Origin of the sequence: Floridaenema aerugineum BLCC-F46 (genome assembly GCF_041929345.1) — a bacterium.
In the GTDB taxonomy this organism is placed as follows: Bacteria; Cyanobacteriota; Cyanobacteriia; order Cyanobacteriales; family Aerosakkonemataceae; genus Floridanema; species Floridanema aerugineum.
On sequence record NZ_JBHFNQ010000180.1, the window covers coordinates 1 to 20849 of the forward strand.

The 20849-nt window shown below is 40.9% G+C and carries 18 protein-coding genes; 7 read left to right on the forward strand and 11 right to left on the reverse strand.

Annotation, left to right across the window (positions count from 1 at the left end):
- Nucleotides 1–144: 144 nt before the first annotated feature.
- Genes pabB through ACE1CC_RS23180 form a run of 3 tightly spaced genes read right to left on the reverse strand, consistent with a single transcriptional unit; the run spans nt 145 to nt 3561 of the window.
- Complete coding sequence (gene pabB, locus ACE1CC_RS23170) at nt 145–2247, reverse strand: aminodeoxychorismate synthase component I (protein WP_413272798.1); 2103 nt, start codon at nt 2245–2247, stop codon at nt 145–147.
- A 22-nt stretch (nt 2248–2269) separates the two neighbouring features.
- On the reverse strand, nt 2270–2656 hold the full coding sequence (locus tag ACE1CC_RS23175) for a hypothetical protein (RefSeq protein ID WP_413272799.1): 387 nt from the start codon (nt 2654–2656) through the stop codon (nt 2270–2272).
- A complete protein-coding gene (locus ACE1CC_RS23180) occupies nt 2653–3561 on the reverse strand; it encodes a TIGR02587 family membrane protein (protein ID WP_413272800.1) in 909 nt (302 codons plus the stop codon). Before ACE1CC_RS23180 ends, ACE1CC_RS23175 begins: the two co-directional genes overlap by 4 nt.
- A 421-nt stretch (nt 3562–3982) precedes the next feature.
- Here ACE1CC_RS23180 and ACE1CC_RS23185 point away from each other — a divergent pair, with 421 nt between their 5' ends.
- Entirely contained in the window at nt 3983–4765 is a 783-nt protein-coding gene (locus ACE1CC_RS23185) for a Uma2 family endonuclease (protein ID WP_413272801.1), read from the forward strand.
- Nucleotides 4766–4949: 184 nt separating this feature from the next.
- Here the strand turns inward: ACE1CC_RS23185 and ACE1CC_RS23190 are convergent, their stop codons facing one another.
- On the reverse strand, nt 4950–6731 hold the full coding sequence (locus ACE1CC_RS23190) for a DUF3685 domain-containing protein (protein WP_413272802.1): 1782 nt from the start codon (nt 6729–6731) through the stop codon (nt 4950–4952).
- 258 nt (nt 6732–6989) lie between these two features.
- Here ACE1CC_RS23190 and ACE1CC_RS23195 point away from each other — a divergent pair, with 258 nt between their 5' ends.
- Nucleotides 6990–10202, forward strand: coding sequence for a pentapeptide repeat-containing protein (locus tag ACE1CC_RS23195; protein ID WP_413272803.1), 3213 nt, complete (start codon nt 6990–6992; stop codon nt 10200–10202).
- Between the two features lie 34 nt (nt 10203–10236).
- Here ACE1CC_RS23195 and ACE1CC_RS23200 read toward each other — a convergent pair whose 3' ends face one another.
- Together ACE1CC_RS23200 and ACE1CC_RS23205 are read right to left on the reverse strand one after the other, a co-directional pair.
- Nucleotides 10237–11472, reverse strand: a complete 1236-nt coding sequence (locus tag ACE1CC_RS23200; RefSeq protein ID WP_413272821.1) for an RNA-guided endonuclease InsQ/TnpB family protein — start codon at nt 11470–11472, stop codon at nt 10237–10239.
- A 164-nt stretch (nt 11473–11636) separates the two neighbouring features.
- On the reverse strand, nt 11637–12086 hold the full coding sequence (locus ACE1CC_RS23205) for a Fur family transcriptional regulator (protein WP_459563900.1): 450 nt from the start codon (nt 12084–12086) through the stop codon (nt 11637–11639).
- Nucleotides 12087–12352: 266 nt separating this feature from the next.
- Here ACE1CC_RS23205 and ACE1CC_RS23210 point away from each other — a divergent pair, with 266 nt between their 5' ends.
- Together ACE1CC_RS23210 and ACE1CC_RS23215 are read left to right on the forward strand one after the other, a co-directional pair.
- The gene (locus ACE1CC_RS23210; RefSeq protein ID WP_413272805.1) at nt 12353–13531 is read left to right on the forward strand and encodes a sensor histidine kinase; all 1179 of its coding nucleotides are present in this window, start codon (nt 12353–12355) and stop codon (nt 13529–13531) included.
- A gap of 108 nt (nt 13532–13639) precedes the next feature.
- Entirely contained in the window at nt 13640–14131 is a 492-nt protein-coding gene (locus tag ACE1CC_RS23215) for a CRR6 family NdhI maturation factor (protein WP_413272806.1), read from the forward strand.
- On the opposite strand, the gene ACE1CC_RS23220 is transcribed toward ACE1CC_RS23215, so the two are convergent.
- From ACE1CC_RS23220 to ACE1CC_RS23230, 3 genes are all read right to left on the reverse strand, one after another.
- Complete coding sequence (locus ACE1CC_RS23220) at nt 14114–14731, reverse strand: hypothetical protein (protein ID WP_413272807.1); 618 nt, start codon at nt 14729–14731, stop codon at nt 14114–14116. The genes ACE1CC_RS23215 and ACE1CC_RS23220 overlap by 18 nt on opposite strands.
- Before the next feature lie 27 nt (nt 14732–14758).
- The gene (locus tag ACE1CC_RS23225; protein ID WP_413272808.1) at nt 14759–15382 is read right to left on the reverse strand and encodes a D-glycero-alpha-D-manno-heptose-1,7-bisphosphate 7-phosphatase; all 624 of its coding nucleotides are present in this window, start codon (nt 15380–15382) and stop codon (nt 14759–14761) included.
- Nucleotides 15383–15532: 150 nt separating this feature from the next.
- On the reverse strand, nt 15533–16468 hold the full coding sequence (locus ACE1CC_RS23230) for a glycosyltransferase family 9 protein (protein WP_413272809.1): 936 nt from the start codon (nt 16466–16468) through the stop codon (nt 15533–15535).
- Nucleotides 16469–16543: 75 nt separating this feature from the next.
- On the opposite strand from ACE1CC_RS23230, the gene ispD reads away from it, so the two are divergent.
- On the forward strand, nt 16544–17236 hold the full coding sequence (gene ispD, locus ACE1CC_RS23235) for a 2-C-methyl-D-erythritol 4-phosphate cytidylyltransferase (RefSeq protein ID WP_413272810.1): 693 nt from the start codon (nt 16544–16546) through the stop codon (nt 17234–17236).
- Nucleotides 17237–17399: 163 nt separating this feature from the next.
- Here the strand turns inward: ispD and ACE1CC_RS23240 are convergent, their stop codons facing one another.
- Nucleotides 17400–18536, reverse strand: coding sequence for a tetratricopeptide repeat protein (locus tag ACE1CC_RS23240; protein WP_413272811.1), 1137 nt, complete (start codon nt 18534–18536; stop codon nt 17400–17402).
- A 136-nt stretch (nt 18537–18672) separates the two neighbouring features.
- On the opposite strand from ACE1CC_RS23240, the gene ACE1CC_RS23245 reads away from it, so the two are divergent.
- Both ACE1CC_RS23245 and ACE1CC_RS23250 read left to right on the forward strand, forming a co-directional pair.
- Complete coding sequence (locus tag ACE1CC_RS23245; protein WP_413272812.1) at nt 18673–18999, forward strand: YbjQ family protein; 327 nt, start codon at nt 18673–18675, stop codon at nt 18997–18999.
- A gap of 252 nt (nt 19000–19251) precedes the next feature.
- Nucleotides 19252–19890, forward strand: a complete 639-nt coding sequence (locus tag ACE1CC_RS23250) for a hypothetical protein (protein WP_413272813.1) — start codon at nt 19252–19254, stop codon at nt 19888–19890.
- Between the two features lie 201 nt (nt 19891–20091).
- Here ACE1CC_RS23250 and ACE1CC_RS23255 read toward each other — a convergent pair whose 3' ends face one another.
- A complete protein-coding gene (locus ACE1CC_RS23255) occupies nt 20092–20799 on the reverse strand; it encodes a hypothetical protein (RefSeq protein ID WP_413272814.1) in 708 nt (235 codons plus the stop codon).
- Nucleotides 20800–20849 lie beyond the last annotated feature (50 nt).

The window sequence follows — 20849 nt, forward strand, 5'->3', positions numbered from 1 at the left end:
ATATTTGTTTTTTTGGGTGGGGGCGGGCCGGAGCCCCACCCCACATGTTTAACAACTTTTTGGTGGGGGGGGCTGTATCCCCCCCCAAAAATTTTTACTCTTTTTGTGGGGGGGGGCCAGCCGGCCCGCCCAATTTACATCTACCTACTTAATAGGCTCATAAATGGGTTCAGTTGTCAACTCTAATGCCTCAATTAAAGCTTTTGCTTTGAGTAGCATTTCCTGAAACTCTTTTTCTGGATCGGAGAGTGCGACAATTCCGCCACCAATGCCAATAGATGTGTGTTCAGGTGTTAGAATAGCGGTACGAATTACAATGTTTAAATCAGCTGAACCATTTAATGCTAAAAAGCCGATCGCACCCGAATAAACTCCCCTTGCTTCTTGTTCCAAGCGATCGATAATTTCCATAGTCCGAATTTTTGGAGCACCTGTCATCGATCCGCCGGGAAATGATGCTTGAATGCAATCTATTGCTTGGAGGTCCGATCGCAATCTCCCCCTTATTGTCGTCACTAACTGATGTACAGTGGCAAATGTTTCCACATCCATTAATTTCGGAACATGAACGCTACCAATTTCACAAACTTTTCCTAAATCGTTGCGTAACAAATCGACAATCATCAAATTTTCCGATCGATCTTTTTCGCTATTCCGTAATGATTCCCGCAAAATTACATCTTCTTCGGGTGTTTTTCCCCGTCTTTGTGTTCCTTTAATTGGTTTTGTTTCTACCCAATTTTGCCGATCGATCTTGAGGAATCTTTCGGGGGAAGAACAAGCGATCGCAATTTCTCCAAAACGCAAAAATGCCGAATATGGTGCAGGATTAATTCGCCTTAATGCGCGATAAAATTCTACAGGATCGGGAGTATTTTCAATATAAAGCTGATTCGTCAAACAAACTTGATACGTCTCTCCTTGATGAATTTCTTCTAAGCATTGGTGAATATCTTCGATGTAAGTTGAGTAGGAACGACTTAAGCGAAATTCTAAAGGTTTGTGTTGTTTTTGGGAAACAATTGGCGGAAGTGGTGGGAGATTTTCTAGTTGATGTTGTACCTGATTAAACCATGTTTCTGCTGTTTCGATTTGTCCGGGTTGAATTAGTTGTAATAGATAAATTGTTTGTTCTTGGTGATCGATCGCAATTAGGCGATCGGCAAGTAAAAATATCGCATCTGGCAAAGGTGAAGAATGCACAATCTTAGAACCACATTCCCCCTTAAGTTCATAGCCGAAATAGCCAACAAAGCCACAGTTAAAATCAAAAGGTAAATCATCTGACTGACATTTTCGACGTTCTATTTCTTGTTTCAAATAATCGAAAATACTTTCTCTGCAATGGGTTACTGTTTCTGATTGGGTGACGATCAATTCTTGCTTTTCGCTGTAGTACCTTACCAATAAACTGTTTATTCCATTTCCGTCTCCCATAAACGAAAAACGAGATTGATTAGTTTCTACCAAGCTACTATCTAACCAAAAAGCATTCGGTTCATCCCGAAATAAATGGACAAAAATTTGTTCTGAATCTGGGCAAATATTTAGTTTGCGTGTTTTTAATTCAAATGTTTGGGATTGGGAATTGGGAATGACAGGATTGGGAATGACAGGCAAGATGCCTGTCCTACAAGATTGGGAATCTTTTGGGTTTTGAAGTTTGAATTTTTGGGTAATGTCTCGGAAGTTTTCTAGTAAAGTTTGTCCATATTCTGTGCAGATTGATTCTGGGTGAAATTGTACGCCCCACAATGGCAAATGTCGATGTCGCAACCCCATTATTAATCCGTCTTCTTCTGTCCAAGCTATTTTTTCTAGACAGTCTGGAAGTTCATTTGCGACGAGTAAGGAATGATAGCGCACTACCTTAAATATATGAGGAATTCCTCGAAATAGTTCGCAGCTATTATGATAAACTTTACTCAGTCTACCATGTCTAACTTCTGGGGCATGAATGACCTTGCCGCCATAACAATAACCTATTCCTTGGTGTCCCAAACAAACTCCTAATAAAGGGACTTTGATGTTTTGAATTACTTGTTTGCAGATGCCAAAATCTGCTGGTTTTTCTGGACGACCGGGGCCAGGAGAAATTACTATATTATCAAAGTTTAATGTTTGTAGGTCTTCCCAGGAAATTTGGTCGTTGGGAATTACTAAAGGAAGTTCTTGATTGACTTGGGCGATCGCCTGATACAGATTATAAGTATAGGAATCGTAGTTATCAATGATCAGCGTTCTCATAATACAGGCATCTGCCAAGAAATCACGGTTTTTCAAATCCTACAGCACGAGTTTTAATTTTTTCCACAGTGCGGGGATCTGTTTCAAATGTAACCCAACCCGATCGCTTTGCACCTCTGGGTAAAAATTGAATCTGCAACTCGGCGCTTTCTGCTTCTTTCCCATCCTTTTCTAAGACAACTTCAATTTGCACTGTTTCAGCTGTTTGTTCTCCCTTATTCGTCGCTATCACAGGAACTAGAAAATTTTGTCCTTGGGGTTGAATTTCTCCTAGTTTAACTTCAATATTAGGCGGTGCTTCACTGCTAGTTGTAGCATCATAAATTAAATAGCCCAAAGTGCTGACAACCAAAATTAAACCCACTGCAAAAATTACCCATTCTAACCAATTTTTTTCTAGTTTCTTCATTGTAGCAATATCCTCCCCGCTGAAGCGCCCAATGTGGCTGGTAATGCCAAAACTACTGTTTCTGCTAAATTTATAATTGGTGGTAGTCCATCGAAGCGCCCAAAAAACCATAGAATAGATGCGGAAGCAACTAAGGCAACTGCATAAGTAACAATAACACCTGAAACTATAGTAAATAAACTATAAGAACGAGTAAATTTTTCAGCATTAATGAAGTTACTATAAAAAAGAATTAATGCGCCAAAAATCATTGATACTAATGCTAAACCAAGCAATCTTTCCGAAGTAATTTGTGTGGCAATGACAATTACTTCTTCTGTTGGTGCAACGTTAGCAGCAAATAGTACTGCACCGCATAAAGCAATTACCACTTGTGCCCAAAAATCAATATGTTTCTCTGCGGGACTAGGAACACCTGGATTGTTTTGCTCACCGTGCATTCCCGTATCAGGTTTACTATTATTGTTATCCCCAAGTTGTGCTGTTCCCACAGAAACTCCGATCGCAACAGTCATGGCTTCAACAATAACTTTTCCGGCAATTTCATTAAATGTCATTTCTGCGGTAATTCGCCCCAATAACCATAAGAAAACAGCAGCAACAATTAAACCTAATCCCAATTCTTCGACAGAATCAATTACTACTTCTAATGGGCTAGCATCTCTTCTTAAACCTGCATAGCGGTTATAACCAAGTAGTAAAGAAAATGTGGCAATGACATAAAGAAACATCCGCAATGGTTCAATAGAAAAACCCGCCCACCAGACTTCCATTGTATAAAGCAGAGGCAAACTAAACATTACGCCACCAACTATTCCACGAAAGTATTCTTGAGAGGATTTAGTGAGCGATCGCACCATCTCCTTTTGAGTTTTATGGCGATTTTTATTGACTGGGAAACTCATTCTCTAGGCAATCTCGTAGATTTATAGTAAAGTATAGTAACTAATTTTGCTCTGGCATCGCCTCTACATATCGAGGTAACTACTAAGTTGATACAAAGCTACTCTAAAAAATATCGATCGCTATTAACTCAAATTGCTAGTTACGTTTAGTAGGGTGCGTCAGAAGCCGAAAGAAGAGCGATCGAATCCCAATTTTTGCTATCTGACGCACCCTACAACTTGAAAAGTCCGTCAAAATTAATAACTAGCAACTTACGCTATTAGGGAAAACAACGCTATGACAGTTGAAGTTTAGTAGGGTGCGTCAGAAGCCGAAAGAAGAGCGATCGAATCCCAATTTTTGCTATCTGACGCACCCTACAACTAAGTTGATAAAAAGCTACTCTAAAAAATATCGATCGCTATTAGGGAAAACAACGCTATGACAGTTGAAGCCACACAAGAAACAATCATCGAAACTTCGGTGGCTGATACTTGGGAACTTCATAAGCCTCCCACTGATTTAATATTTGATGATGGAGAACCCTTGGAAAGCAACCGCCATCGTATTGCCATGAATGTTTTGATTCGATCGCTACAGCAAGCTTGGCGCGATCGCACCGACTTTTACACAGGTGGCAATATGTTCATCTACTACAGCAACACTCAAGCACGTAACCGCGACTTTCGGGGGCCAGATTTTTTTGCCGTCCTCGATGTTGATGGAATTAGAGAACGTCAAGGTTGGGTAGTTTGGGAAGAAGAAGGTCGTTACCCTGATGTAATTGTGGAACTAATGTCGCCTTCTACTGCTCAGATAGATACAGGAATTAAAAAAGATCTCTATCAGCGAACATTCAGAACCAGAGATTACTTTGTTTACGATCCTTTTAACCCTGATTCCCTACAAGGTTGGCGCTTAAATAGTGAGTTTCAATATCAGCAACTAACCCAAAATGAACAAGGTTGGCTGTGGTGTGAAACGCTGAATTTTTGGTTAGGAACTTGGCAAGGAACAATCGATCGAGAAACGGCTATTTGGCTACGCTTTTACGATACTTCTGGCAACCTCGTCCTGTTACCAGAAGAAGCTGCTCAACAGCAAGCTGAAGTTGCTCAACAGCAAGCCGAAGCTGCTCAACAGCAAGCCGAAGCTGAACGTTTACGTGCAGAAAGACTAGCCGCAAGGCTAAGAGAGTTAGGAGAAGATCCCAACAATTTCTAAAACTGAGGGTAGGAGGTAAAGTTGTCGAGATAATTCATGAATTATTCCGACAACTTTACCTCCCGATCCCAATACTGCTCGGGTTTTGGATTTTTGCCTTTGTAGGGGCGAAGCAAACGGAGCAGAAAATCTAGGGTTTGAGCAAATAAATTGTCGCCCGAATGCTTCGCCCCTACTCCCGATCTTACTTCCCTCGATCGCCATTTCTGCCAAACTTTGTCTCATCCCAAGCATTACCAATTCCTTGAAGAATTCCCCTGGCAATTAAACCGATACCTCTGCCAACTACTTGGGTTAAAACATAAACTGCACCCCTACCAACTAAGGAAACAACCGATCGCACGCGGGGAGCGATCGCATCTCTAGTTTCTAAGGCTAAAGTCACCGCTAATGGAACTCCTGAAAGTTCCCGCAACTCATAATTACGAGGCGCATAAATAAAAACTTTGATGATGCCATAACCATCTAAAACTAACAGATTATAGCGACTTTCAAAAATTGCCTTGGGCTCATTTACGTATCTTTCTACTCGATATTTCCAAGATAATTCATTTCTAAACTTTTCAATTTGCCTTGTCGAAACCAACCTTTGGTCATAAAAATTTTGCTTGACTTCTTCCACATCAGCTAAATGATTTAACAGAGGTTGTACTACTGCATTAGTCACTTGAATTACTATGTTTTGCAATAATAATTCGGCTCTTACCATTGCTTCCACTGTTCCCACAGGATAAGGAATTCCATCAATTATTAACGGAATATCAAACAGTAAATGAGCCAATAAATCAGTTAATAGGGGAATTTTTTCCAAAATCTCTAACTCGACAATTGCGGCATCTTGCAGAATTACTTGTACAAGTTCAAAATCTTGATTTCCGAGTTGCAAAGTATAGTATTTCCCAAAAAACTCTGTAGCCGACAAGCGCCATAAATCCAACAAAATCACCAAACGTTTTTCTGGTAATTGACTAAGTTGGACTTGAGAAAACCGTAATTCATCGACAATATCTTCTAATTTGTGCAACACAATGTTGAGTAATTCGCGCCTTTTATCTTCGCGAAAAATGTCAAGTTCCAAAGGAGCGCCTGTGAGATTTTTTAAACCATATTGAATTTTGGCGAAAGCGTTTTCAAAGATTTGCGATCGCCCAGCCGACAAACCGATCTCCTGACGCACTAATGCCGAACTCTTCTCCTGGCGCTGTTCCCCACTGGGCTGCGGTGCTACTCCTGGGCTTCTCGGTGCTGGCGTTGGTGGGATACTAGCGGGTGTTCTGGGCGCTAGCAACCTATTTACTAACCGCCTCGCCGCTAACAACTCTCGCCGCCTTCCTGCCAAAATTGCCCGATCCAAAACCGACAAGCGGGAATCTTTTAACTCTTCGTTGACTTGGGCCAAAGCCGCTTCGATTTGTTGCACTCCAGACAGGCGCATTCTCTCAAACCAACTAGTGAATAAACCCGGTTTTGGGCTAATTTTCCTCTCTGGAGCCTGGACGGTAGTTGCTTGCCCCATAACAGGGGACGAATAACCGTAAGTTCCACCCCCTGCTACCAAGCGAATGGCATTGACTAAATCAGGAATATTCGTTCCCTTGAGACAAAAACCTTCTGCACCTACTTGTCGCGCCGCTTCCAGTAATACGGGTTCTTGAAACGAACTCAACAACAAAATAGGTAACTGAGGATGTGAAGTTTTCAAGCTTTGACAAAGTTCTAGTCCTGATTGTCCGGGGGGTAGCGCTCGACCCAAATCCAGATCTAAAATGACTAAATCAACTGAAGTGCTAGGAAGCGCCAAAATTTCCCCTAATTGGGTTTCCGACTGAGCTTCTGCAACTACCTGTAGATCGGGAAACCGTTCTATAACAACGCGCAGTCCGGTACGAAAGACTGGTTCATCATCTACCAGTATTAAGTTAATTTGGCGATCGGGTGATGTCAGGTCAGGTGCCAGTTCGGTCATGATGCTTTAAATTGCCATTTTCCCAAGGCTAAAGGCTAAACTGGATAGGGCGATGGATTGAGTGAGAGAATCTAGAGAAATGGAATCTCATACTTGGCACATCTCCCATTCTTCGTTTGATTCGGTCTGGATTCTGTTTGAGACTCCAGGCTTCTAACATATTAAATGGTTCTATGGTTAGCGTTTATCTGTGAAAAAGATATCTCATCTATTAAAGTTAACCATAGCGAGCAGTTTCCGAGTAGGCGTAGGAGTTGGATGAGCTTTAGCATTCGTTACTGGCTGACAGAACACAATATTGAACTTTCTCAACTGCAAACTCCAGAAGCGCAAACCGCAGGTATTGCTTTTCGCATGGTGCAGGATATGGAGGTGAAAAGCCTCACGCCTTTTGATATTAGTCCTTTAACGGAACTTCTGGAACAGCCCTTAACTATTGTTTGGCAACAAATTGAGCCAATTTCTGAGTTGAGCGTTCAACTGCTGCGAAATTGGAGCCGCAAACGCGCACTAAAGCGCAATGAGGGCACATGGTTAGCTTTCCAAATAGCTCATATTAAATCGTTTGGGAAGATTTTAGAACAAGAAAATATCCAAAAAAGACCTTGGTTAGACCGAGCAAGTGTTCCGATTACAGCAACGGCAGATAATACCAGATTATCTACTTTATCCGATCCTCAGTTACAAGCTTTAATTAAAACTCTGCGTCCGGGGAGATTGACAGATACGCAAGCAGAACAAGCACTCACCTTAATTGGGGAGTCTTTTTTAGTACAGCAGATGAATAATTTAGCGATCGCTTGGTTTGTCAGCAATGGATTAGAAGAAACTTCCGCTAAACTCGTCGCCCAACGTTTAATCCACGCGCTTCCCGGACATTTGCTCACAGTAATTGCCGAAAATCCTTTACCTCTGGCACAATTACAAAGATTTGTCCGTTTGGGTAATTTATCGAATACCTTAGAAAGCAGTGATATCGTTGAGAGCGAAGAATTAGAAATCCTGGAACAAGATCATACTTTCTCTGTCGTTCCTTCTGTAAGTCCAGCTGTTACTACCACAATTAATCTTGGGCGGGAAAACTACCGAGCTAGTCTACTAAAAATTTTATCAGAACCTCTGTTAGGAGAACTGTTTGCTTTAAAGGATATTTTTGTTAATCCTAAAGCCACACCAGTGGAAGCAGAATTAGAAACTCACTTGCGCTACACAACCGGAGGAAATTCTTTTAATCCTCCAACCAATTCTGTATCAGCTGTTGATTTAATGGAATGGGCAATGAATCAGCTGTCTAATTTGGATAGCGTTGCCATTATTGAAGGTGAAAGCGGTACGGGTAAAACTAGTTTCTGTCAAATTTGGGCAGCAAAAATTGCTCAAGAAATTTATCCTTCTTGGATGCCGATCGTAATTCGCTTGCGCGATGCTACATTGGGGAGAAGTTTAGTACAAACCCTCGATAGCGCTTTTCCTTTAGCTAAATTCACCAGTGCTGATGGTTGGCTTTCGCCACAAAATCCACCTTGTTTGTTAATTTTAGATGGCTTGGATGAATTACCAGCTTCACCTGTGGCGGAACGACAATTTTCGGCTTTTTTTGACCAAGTGCAGGAATTTCAAAAACAATTTGCAGGTGCTTCTGGACGACCTCGCCACAAAATTTTTATTACAAGTCGTTCTTCAATTATGAGCAATTTAGCTCATAGTTTACCTGCTTGTTTTGAGCGAATGGCAATTACTCAATTAGACCAAGAACAGTTGAAAGAATGGTTTAAACGTTGGTCTAAATTGCAATCTAAATCATTAGCTCAAGCTTTCTTTACTTTTTTAAAGCAAAATGGAGTGTTTCAGTTTCGCTTGGAGAGCAAAGCTTTTGCTACGTTAGTGCATCAACCTTTAAAGTTGTTATTAATAGGTATTTTGTATCGCAGTGGCAGAATTAATGAAAGTTTGTTACCAATAGGTAGGATGTCTCAATTACGGTTTGAAATTTCCGATCGCCTTTGTCGTTGGTTATTAGGTGAATCAACCGATGGAATGTCCCCGGGAGATCGGGCGATCCCAGCCGGAGAGCGTTTGGCTAGTAGTTGTCGTTCTTCAGAAGCGATCGCTAATTTACTCCAAGGTCGTACTCCTGAACAAGTGCGTCAACTAATGCAAACAGGCGCTTTAACTTTGCTCCAAAGTGGTCGTTACTCCCATCCTGTAAACCGGGAATTAAAAACCCAAATTGCCGAAAAAATAGAAGGAGAAAGTATTACAGATTTATCTAATAACTTACTTACTAATTACCCCTTACCGCCTTTTTATTTTAATTACTTTTATTCGTCATTTACAACTAATTCGAGTTCGGAAGATCCAGGGATTTCGGTGGAGTTTTCCCATCCCAAATTAGGAGATTATCTCTGCGCCGAAGCGCTCGCCCAACAGTTAAAATTGATTACCCAAAAAGTCGCCGATGCTTATGGGGAAACTATTTTTACCCTCAACTCACCCGTTAGTCTTGCTCAACATCTTTACAACTTATTAGGTTTCGGGATTCTCAGCAGCGAAATAGAAGAATTGCTCGGGGAACGTTTGCGTCGAGAAGAAGCTCGCAATCCGAAATCTTTTTCTTTTCAAATACTTGCAGAACGTCTTTATAGTTTCTACCGTTACTATAGTCGTGGTCGCTGGTTAGATGAAGGGATCGCTCACAATGCTCGTTCCCATTTTCAATCTTTAGGTAATACTTTAAATGTCCTGCAAATCGATGCTGCTGTGGGTCTGAATGTATTTCTCTTGTTATCTACCTGTCAAAGAGAAGGACAAATCCCATTTTGGCCTTGTGGAGATCCCGCAATTCCTGAAGAGTTCGATCCGGATCAATTACTCACATTAATCGGTCGAACTGCGGTGTTATCTCCCCTGGCATTCTGGGAGCGATCGCGCCATAGCTTAATGTTACTTAATCTCGCCGGAGCTTGTCTGCAAAATGCCATGCTCTCGGAAACAAACTTTTGGAAAGCTAACTTTTTTGGTGCCGAATTAGTCGGCGCAGATTTATCCAAAGCTAACTTACAAGAAGCTAATTTATCTTGGGCAAATCTCTCTGGAACTAATCTTTCTGGCGCGAATCTCTCGGCTGCAAATCTCACAGGCGCGAATCTCTCAGGCGCAAATTTGTTAGGCGCAAATCTTCATTTGGCAAGTTTAACTAATGCCTGTGTCTTTGAAGCCAAAATGGATCTAGAAACTGAAGATTTAGCAGAAAAAAGTGGTGCTTTGTTCTCCCTAGAGCAATATCGCGCTTATCAACTAGCTTTGGCTAACTTAGATACAGGAATGCGACGCAATATCACTCCTAATGCTAATGTGAATTTTGCACCTGCACAGCCTGACTCAACTTTATTAATAATAGATGCTCCCGGCGATCGAACCATGATCCCCGAAGAAAGAGATTTCGATAAAGATGAAACTGAATTAATCTAGAATGAACCGCTCAACAAAACCTACTCAAACCTACTCAAGAGGCGGAAAGGTTAGTCATTCGTAGTGGGTCAAGCACCACAGGGTTAAACGGCAAACCCTTTATTCCTTGGTCTAAGACATCAGGAATTACTTTTCTGGTAATATTAAATGACCCATTTACATCGGCATTTAATAATCTACCATTCGCTGTTTTATACAATCCTCTAGCTATTCTATATCCCTGAAACCGGGGTTTTTTTTCTCCATACTGAGGGAGAGCATCCCCATCTACAGCACTAGCCCTAGATGTATAAGACTCTTCTGTGATGACTACTTTTATTCCTGACAATTGGGCTTTATAGGTCAACATTTCTATTAACCGATAATGAGGAATGTTCACAAATTGTTGATTATTCCTTTTACCTAAATTAACTGATTGTTTGACAGCAGCATTATGCCCAATTACCAGGATTCCTATATGATGCTCTCTACACCAATCGATGACTCTTCTACTGGCTGTATGTAGATAGTTATCTACTCTACAGTTGCGCTTATGAGTGAGATTTTTTAATCTTTGAGATTGGTGTTGATTATGTTTGAGTTTGAGTTGGGATTGTAAACTGGAACGTTGTTTATTGTAAAAGGTGTTAATCGCTTTTAGTGGTCTGCCTTTAATCAAAAGAGGTGACAAGCCTGTTTGATTGGTAGTTACAGCCATTAAGTTATTCACCCCTAAGTCGATACCTGCGATTTGTTGATTTTCGGTTGTCTCTTCCTCTTTTTCATAAACTATTTCGATGACATAACAACTACTTTTGGGCACAATTCTCGTCTCGATTATTACATTAGCTGATGTGGGAATTTTGATTTCACTCATCGATAGCTGACAAATTCCTTTTTTTAAGGCTTTTTTTGAGATGGCTTCGTGAGGATAAGGGAGAATATTGCGCCCTTTCGTTTTATGTTTATATCCCGGTATTTTCGGGAGACCATTAAATTTTTCGGGATGTTTCTGCCAGACTTTTACAGCTTGACAATAACTTGTCCATGCTGAATCTAAGCGGCGAATGATTTGCTTACTAACTTTGGTTGGTAAGGCGAGGTAGTCAGAGGTTTGTGATAGCAGGTGGTAAAGTTGGTTAAAGTTTAATTTTTGGTGGTGTTGAAAAAAGTGTTGACGATAATGATAATTCGCTAGGTTGAACAAGTTTTTCGACAAAAAAGCTTTCTTGTCAATTTCTGACCAGAGAGCATGGTTTTTGGTGATGATATGACGTTCTACTAGCTTCATATCTTGATTATATTCTGAGTTGGGTTCATCGAAAACCACCTTGGTCAAAATTTCGTCACTATTCGCATTTAGCTATCAAAATGACTAATATTGAGAAAAATTAGCTAGATTTTTGGCAACTGTATTTACCCCAAAAACAAGTCTTCAGTAAACTTAGTTCCTGATTAAGTTTCGGAAGACTCAGCAGAACGATAACCAAAAAAGTTTATCGTGTAATCAATAATTTTTACACCAGTTTGTGCTTCTACCAATTTAATAATCTCTTCTGGTAGTTCAATGTGAACATCCAAAATTTGATTAGTGTCCACACAGTTAACATGACTATGAGAATCACTGACATTGCCATACAAACGACCGTCCGATCGCTCAATGCACTCAATAATCCCTTGGGCTGATAACGCTTCTAAATTTTGATAAACTGAAGTATGACCAATATCTTTACCCTGTTGATTTAACCGATTGTAAATCTCACGGGCTGATAAATGCTCCTGCTCTTGCCAAAGCAATTCTAAAATAAAGCGACGCTGACGACTTAAGCGCATTCCCATTGCTTGGCACTTGTCTAGGGCATCCTCTAAAGACCGAATTGGTTTAACCGTCGCTTGATTTTGCATAATTTCCGATCTTACCTCATTGGGTAAATCACTCATATCTACTCTATGTCTTTTACTTTACTTATGCTAATATAACCAGCCAACTGCCAACTCTGCTTGCTGTCCTTGGCGAGGTTAGGGCGTTTGTTCAACTAAAACAAACTCATTACCACTTTAGCTTAATTTCGATCCAGATGTCCACCAAGATGAAAAAACTACTAAATCCCACTTGAAATTAGATGGATATGGAAATACCAAAAATACTTGATTAACCGAGAAAATTTATAATGAAGGACAACCAAACAGCAGCAGATAAAGAATATATTTTACTCGTTGACGATCAACCGGACAACTTACGGCTTTTATCAGCTTTGTTAAGTGAACGAGGATATCAACCTCGCGGCGTAATTAACGGCACAATGGCAATCAAAGCTGCTAAATCAAGTCAACCAGATTTGATTTTGTTAGATATCCTGATGCCAGAAATGGATGGTTATCAAACTTGCGAACAACTAAAAAGTGATGAAAGAACTCGTGAAATTCCTGTAATCTTTATTAGTGCTAAAGATGAAACAATAGATAAAGTGAGAGCTTTTGGTTTAGGAGCATTAGATTACATTACTAAGCCATTTCATGTTGATGAAGTGTTAGCCAGAATCGAAAATCATTTAAGTTTACGCAAATTACAAAAACAGCTAAAAGAACAAAATATCTTGTTTCAAAAAGAAATTAACATTCGTCAACAAGCCGAAGAAGCATTGCAAAAAGCTAATCAAGAATTAGCGCAATCTAATGCTGAATTAGAACAATTTGCTTATGTGGCTTCTCATGATTTACAAGCACCTCTAGCTACTATTACTACTTACGCACAACTTTTAGAGCAACGCTACGAAAATCAACTCGCTCCCGAAGCTAATCAATATATTCAATATATAGTCAATGGTTGTTTAAGAATGCAAAATTTAATTGAAGATTTATTAGAATATTCACGAGTCAATAAAAATCCCAAAACTTTTTACCCAGTAGATTTGAATAGCATACTAGGGATTGTTTGCAGCAACTTAGAGTCAACAATCCGCCAAAATCAAGCAACAATTATTTATCATAATTTACCAACGGTAATAGGTGATAGTTCTCAGTTAGTGCAACTATTTCAAAATTTAATTGATAATGCAATTAAGTATCGTCGAGAAGAACCACCGAAAATTCAGATTAGTGTTGAATTGCGGGAAAATGAATACTTATTTGCGGTGAAGGATAATGGCATTGGGATCGATCCTAAATGTTTTGAACGAATTTTCCAGATTTTTCAACGGTTGCATACTCCTGAAGAATATTCTGGTACGGGTATTGGTTTAGCAATTTGTCAAAAGATTGTAGAACTTCATGGTGGTAGGATTTGGGTTGAGTCGCACTTAGGTGAGGGAACAACTTTTTATTTTACGATTAGTTCTTACAGTTATTGAAGGTACAAAGAAACCCGGTTTATTGAAGAAACCGGGTTTGGAGGGGTGTTGAGCATCATAAATGGTAGATAATAAGTTTGAGAGTAAAATTTTAGGTGAATTATTGTTATGCCGATCGCCATATCCATCAACACCGAGCAAATAAATAAATTAGACTTGTCACCCGCCAAAAGTGTCATCGAAGAGATATTGCAAACAGGTGCTTCCGCTACATCCGAACAACAACTTTCGTTTCAAATCAACTACGATCGCCCAGAGGAAGATCCGAGAGAACTTTCTGAAATTGACGAAGTAAGATTGTGGTTTATTCGCTTAGATACCCTTTACCCTTGGCTACCCTTTTTATTAAACTGGCAAAACGGAGAACTAGCACGTTACACCGCCATGCTAGTACCCCACGAATTCCATCCCCGTAGCCATGAAATTCAATATAATCCGCAAGCCTTAGAACTTTATATCGTGCAAAAAATCTTTGTGTTAACAGATTGGTTAAACAGTCAAGGCATACCGAGTAAATCCAAATTAAAAGCAATGGCATTAACATTTGGAATAGAAATGGATGATGCCTTTTTTGATTTAATTTCAACAAATCCGGTATAAAGTTTCTGTAGCCAGGGTAGAATGTTCACGCATTGCCCAACTACCGATAGCTCGATCGCCTTGAATTTGGTAGTGTAAACCAAAAACGCTACCTTCACCCCAAGCGACAATTAACCGATCGTTCACTTGCAAACCTACACCTTTATACTCATTTCCCACCAACCAAGAAATCTGATAAAATTCCCCCAATGGAGTTACTTGGAGAACACCTTCGTAACTGCCAGTTTTGTTAAAAGTACCGTGAACATTATAAGTACCTGCAACTTGGTTAGGCGTACCACCAACAGCCTTTTCTGTATCCACAATTCCGGGATTATAAGCAGCCGCCCATTTCCCATCTAAAGTGCCATCAGAATTGATCTGATAAAGGCTAATTCCGTAGGCTGGATGAGCACTACAAGCGGCGTAAAGATTGCCGTTCTCAAAAAATCCCATACCCGGATAATCGCCCAAAGTAGTCAACCAAGACATACTATAAAGTTGCCCCATCTGTTGAATTTGGACTGTACCGGAATAGGGGGTTCGATCGATCGTTTCTGCTGCTGTAATTGTCCAAGTACCAGCAGGGCTTGTTTTATGAAGAGTTGTGGTAGTATTCATGGGGAAATTACTTAATTATGCCTATATTTATAAGTTACCCAATTGCTCGCAGATCCATACAACGGCAGCCGCTAAATCTGTAGCGATATAATCCGGTTGAGTATGGTGTTGGTAAGCGCCACTTAACACACTGCGACCAAAACCAGTTTGTACTAGAATTCCACGACAACCAGCATTATGCGCCATATCCACATCTGTGGCTTTGTCGCCAACCATAAAACTTTGACCCAGGTCTAAGTTGTGTTCCCAAGCGGCGGCGACTAACATTCCAGTATTAGGTTTACGCCAAGTACTCCAAAGGCTAAATTCTGGGTTAGTTCCGCCTTCTGGTGGACTCAGGTAAGGGCAATAATATAAAGAATTTAAATAAGCACCTGCTTCGGCTTGCAATAGTTGACACAATCGCTGATGTAATGCTTCTACGTGGTCAATTGGATAATAACCTCTAGCAGGGCCAGATTGATTAGAAACTAGACAACAAAAGATGCCTAAATCATTTAAGCGACGGACTGCGCTAGCGACACCGGGAATTAAATGTAAATCGGTGACATTGTGAATGTAACCTGCTTCGACATTTAATACACCATCGCGATCGAGAAAAACAGCTGCTTGAGAGGGGTAGGAATTTTGGATTTCGGACTTGGGATTCATGAAAATGTTGGATATTGTTTTGGCGGTTAAAACCGCGACTACACAAACAAAGTCCGCTTGACAAGGACTGTTAACCTGCATCGGCAGGTTTTGTCTGTATAGCCCGCGACTTTAGTTGCAAGGGCGACAGAACCGATATCAAAAATCAGTTTATCCTGCCCAAACCTTTTCCAAAATGGTATTTGGTGAGATGTCTGCTATTTTGCCACTTGGGGATTTAATGACGAGAATGCGATCGCTTGAAGGCAACACTTTTTTTGGATCGCTAGCACCAAATAAAGCGATCAGATAAGTTTGTACTCCTACTCCTAACTGCATCGCTGCACTATCAGTACAAAGCAACAAACTCGATCCAGCAATCATTGCTGCCAGTTTACCCAAATCTTCTGGGGCTGTTACCTTCAAATCTGGGAAAGATTGCAACAATTGACTAACTACAGCTTGGCTATCAGCATCCAAGATTAACACCACTGGTAAAGAAGGCTGACGTTGTTGAAAATCTTGAATAATTTGCCGCCAGTTTTCCACCCGGTAAGAGTTTTCACCCTGACCAATTTGAATTAAAACATAGCCACTATCAGAAATTCCCAACCGTTTCTGTTCCGCTTCTGCCCATTGAATGTCTTGCTTTGGTACATTAACTTCTACTGGTGGACAAGCAGAAGTAATGCTTAGTCCTTGTAGTAAATCATGGTACATTGCGGCAGTATATTGTTCTGATTTTTTGGGAACAGAAGTAGTGAGAAAGAGTTGAGCTTGACCACTATAGCCAATCCGTTGAGGAATACCAGTCAACCAAAGTAACAGACCTGATAACCAAGTTTGATTCAAAGAGATGGCGATATCATATTCGCGATCGCGGATCGTACCCAAGATATTGCCCCAATCTGCCAAACTATTGCGATCCGTAAAATCGTAGGCAAACACATCTTTGACAGACTTACAGACTCGATAGGCACCCACTGACTTAGGTTGGACGACCACATCAATTTCAGCTTCGGGGTAATTTTGTTTGAGGTCGTCGAGAGTGGGGAAGAACAGAATTTGATCGCTAATCCCGCCAGGGACAAGGGCTACTATTCGCATATTTATTTAGATAGGCTTATCCGCACCTCATTTTAGAGGAAGATAGTAAAAAGTAGAGCAAAAATCGAGAAAGCAGTGCATTTATTGATTCCAGCAGCCGGAATGGGTCGTCGTATGGGGAGTAGTCGAAACAAACTCCTGTTGACGTTGTTAGGCAAACCGTTAATCTTTTGGACTCTGCAAGCCGCCTGTGCTTCTCGCCACATTAACTGGATTGGGATAATGTGCCAATTGGAAGATTTGCCCGATTTAAAGGCTATTGTCGCAGAAATGGGCTTGAGTAAGCCAGTGCAGTTTATCCAAGGCGGAAAAACCCGCCAAGAGTCAGTTTACAACGGTTTACAAGCCTTACCCCCAAATGCCCGTCATGTATTAATTCACGATGGCGCGAGATGTTTAGCCACGCCTGATTTGTTGGACAGATGCGCTCAAGCTTTACAAAAATGTCAGGGGTTGATTGCTGCTGTGCCCGTGAAGGATACGATTAAAGTTGTGGATCAAGCTGGTTTAATTAAAGATACTCCCGATCGCAGCAACCTCTGGGCAGCCCAAACTCCCCAAGGTTTTGAAGTTCAATTGTTAAAACAATGTCACGAAACTGGACTTAAATCAGGTTGGGAAGTTACCGATGATGCGGCTTTATTTGAAAAGTGCCGTTTGCCTGTAAGAATTGTCCAGGGAGAAGAGACAAATTTGAAGGTGACCACACCTGTAGATTTAGCGATCGCAGAATACATTTTGCACCAAAGGCACGGGACTGGGGGCTAGGGACTGGGAAAGTTTTGAGTTTTGAGTTTTGAGTTTTGAGTGAGGGAGAAAGTTCTGAATTTTAAGTTATCTCCCCTGCTCCCCTGCTCCCCTGCTCCCCTGCTCCCCTGCTCCCCTGCCCCCCTGCTCCCCTGCCCCCCTGCCCCCCTGCCCCTCTGCCTCCTCACGGTTGTAACTGCCTAATTGCAGTTTCAACTTGTTGGGCTTTTTCGTTGTTGCCTTGGCTTAAATAGAGACTGCGGGCTTGGTTAAAAAATGTGAGTGCTGGTTTAACTTTTCTTTGTCTGGTGAAAGCTACGCCTAAATTGTAATAAGCATTGGCATTTTGTTTGTCTAAAGTGATGACGCGCCGATAAATAGTAATGGCTTGGGGAAGTTTATTTTGTTGTAAGTAAATCTCTCCCACTCCAGAAAGTGCTGCTACGGATCTAGGTTGAATTGCTAATACTCGCCGATAAGCAAGTAAAGCTGGAGTCCATTGATTATTGGCGCGGAAAACATCAGCTATTTCTAAATGAAGGTTAGGGTCACGTTTGGCTAGTTGAGTTGCTCGTTGTAATGCTGCTATTCCCCCGCTTTGATTGCCTCCTTTAAACAAAACAGACCCTAATTTTAGTTGTAAATCAGGATTAGTTGGGGCGTAGGCAATACCTCGCTGTAAAATTTCCATTGCTTCTGGTAAACGATTTTGCTCTGTTAGCATTGCTCCCATTAATTTGTAAGCTTGCCAATTTCGAGGATCGAGAGCAATAACTTGTTGATAAGCGGCTGTTGCTCCTGGTAAATCACCTTTACGGAACAACACAGTAGCTAATCCTACATAAGCATTGACATTATTTTTGTCTATTTCAGTGGCGCGTCGGTAAGCTTCGGCTGCACCTTTGTTGTCGCCTAAATTACCCAGACAAAATCCGAGTGCTGAGTGTAATTCTGGGTTTTTGTTATCTAAGGAAATTGCTTTGCGATAATGATCGATCGCTTCTCTTAAATTTCCCCTTCGCGCATTAATAAATCCCATTGCCGCATAAATGCGGGGATTTCTGTCATCTAATTTAGCGGCTTGTTGGTATGTGGCTAATGCGCGATCGACAAACCCTGTCCTTTGCAACATCTGGGCTTCACGCAACAGTCGTTCCACTTCGCTATTTGCGGAAGTTTGGTTGTCTGGAACTGGGGGGTTTTCATTTGAAGAAGCTAATTGCGGTGTCGTTACTGCTAATCCTCCCAATAGCAAGAGACTAACCATCAAGTATTTCTGCTTTTGCTTTTGCATTGTAGATTTTTCCTGGGATTCTGCCATTGCGAGAGTATTGATATCACTTTGGGATATTGAACCAGAAATTGTGCAATTTTGATACCCTGGAAAGGGAGTTAATTTTAGTTATTGCAACTACCAAAACGCTTTATTGTATCATTTTTTTTAGAGAGGTAGAGGAATGATTATTACTACAACTGATGTGATTCAAGGCGCTCAGATTGATGCTTACTTGGGGATAGTAACAGCTGAAGTTGTTTATGGCACTAATGCTTTGCGTGATTTTTTTGCGGGAATTCGGGATATTGTAGGTGGACGTACTGGCAGTTATGAGCAGGTTTTTGAGAAAGGACAGCGGGAGGCGATCGCAGAACTGCAAAGACGTGCTCAAAGTATGGGCGCTAATGGGGTGATCGGTGTGGAAGTGGATACAGGTACAATTAATGTCGATCAAAGAGGTGCGCTGCTGCTGATTACAGCGATCGGTACTGCCGTTAAACTGCGATAAACTTTACCTGTTTGCTGAATAATTCTTCACAATTAAATTTTTAAATTCTCAGGAGTTTGATAAATAGTATTGTTAATTACTATTAACAAGCTCCTGAAAATCTATGGCTTTTTTCCTACTTCTTTCGACAGAGTAGCCAATTCCTACCCCTGATAGATATTCTTTAGCATTGATGAGCCTAAAGTGTAATTAAATTAGCTGATACTTTCTGGCTTAAAACTCTATCCAAAGGAATGAAGGGAGGAATAAATTATGGCTTATGGAAATCGACCTGATGTTGTGGAGCCTGTGGTAACAAATCGAGTAGTTGATTATCACGATCGCGTCAGATGGGGCCCAATAATTGCAGGTATTTTAATTGCCTTAGCAACTCAATTAGTCTTAAGCTCTTTGGGTGCAGCGATTGGTTTGAGCAGTATAGCTAACTCCGGTGCTCCTAGAACGAATGCAGGCGATGTGGGAGTTGGCGTTGGTATTTGGTCAATTATTAGTTTATTAATTGGCTTATTTTTAGGTGGTTGGATGGCAGCCCGTGTTAGTGGCCCAATGAATCGAAATACAGCCCTTTTAAACGGAGCAATTCTTTGGGCTGCCACCCTAGCAATTGGTTCTTGGCTAATAGCAAATGGAGTAGCAGGTACTTTTGGAATTGCTGCTTCTAACGCTGGCGAAGTAATTAACCAAGCACGGATAACTGGCAGAGTTCCTAATCAACCACCAGGAGTAACTGCTCAACAAGCTCGTGAAATTGCAGGTAATGCGGCTAAAGCTGGTTGGTCATTTCTATTTGGTTCATTGTTAGGTTTACTAGCATCAATGGGTGGAGCAGCTGTAGGTGCTCGCAGTCCTCGTAATTACAATGCTAATTACAATCCTAATTACACCCCATAGAAAATCTATCTAGAAAGTTTGCCAAGTCAATCAAACCTTCTTGCATTAAATTAAAATCACCTGAAAAACGGTGATTTTTTTGTTATTTTAATCGCTACCAGATCCCCGACTTCTTCAAGAAGTCGGGGATCTAAAGAGCATCTGTGTTGAAAGGCGAGCTAAGAAACAAGAGGGTTCTTGTCGCCCCCCAACCTTTTTTGTCTACCTATAAAGAGTTGGTGAACCACAAGCCCGAAGTGCTAAGTTGGCTAATTGACTCTGACGATCAGTTGTGGCATCATCGTTCTTTGCCAGAGCATTGTATTGATTAACAAAATCTTTTCGGATCTCCTGAAATTGTAAAATGTTTAAGAATTCTGATGTCCGATTATTTCGTATTCCATAAACAAAAATACAAACTGGCTCTTGTGATGAATAAGCCTGAATGAGACGTGCGTGCAATGTTTGAGAGTTTCTTTTATTTGCTTTATTAGCCCATCCTCTTACTTCACCTTCATAGTCTACATTGATAAGGACACTAACATCATCTGCCTCACTTGATCCACCATTTATAATAGCTTCCTTGGGTTTGTAATCTGTATAAATCATAGGGGTTAGTCGTGATGTTCCCCGTAATCTCTGGGCAAAGAATCTTCCCAAGAACCATCCAGGTCCCTCCAATTTTTCGGCTTGGTCATAGGATGTTTCAGACCATCCCTTAATTTTGACGATTACCCACCCTTCTTTATACTTACTAGGGTCAGTTTTAGGATAGACTAAGCTCCAAAACGTAGCTAAATCGACTGTAATTCCTATAAAACTAACCATGAGGCCGCCGACTGTGCCAGCCAAAATTAATGGCCTACTTTGGCTAAAAAAGTTTCTGATCCTATCCCAGGAAGATGGCGATGAGGGTGGTGTATTGGTCATAATCTCAATTGAAAAATACCTGCAACTCTGTTTTGTACCTTTTCATTGCC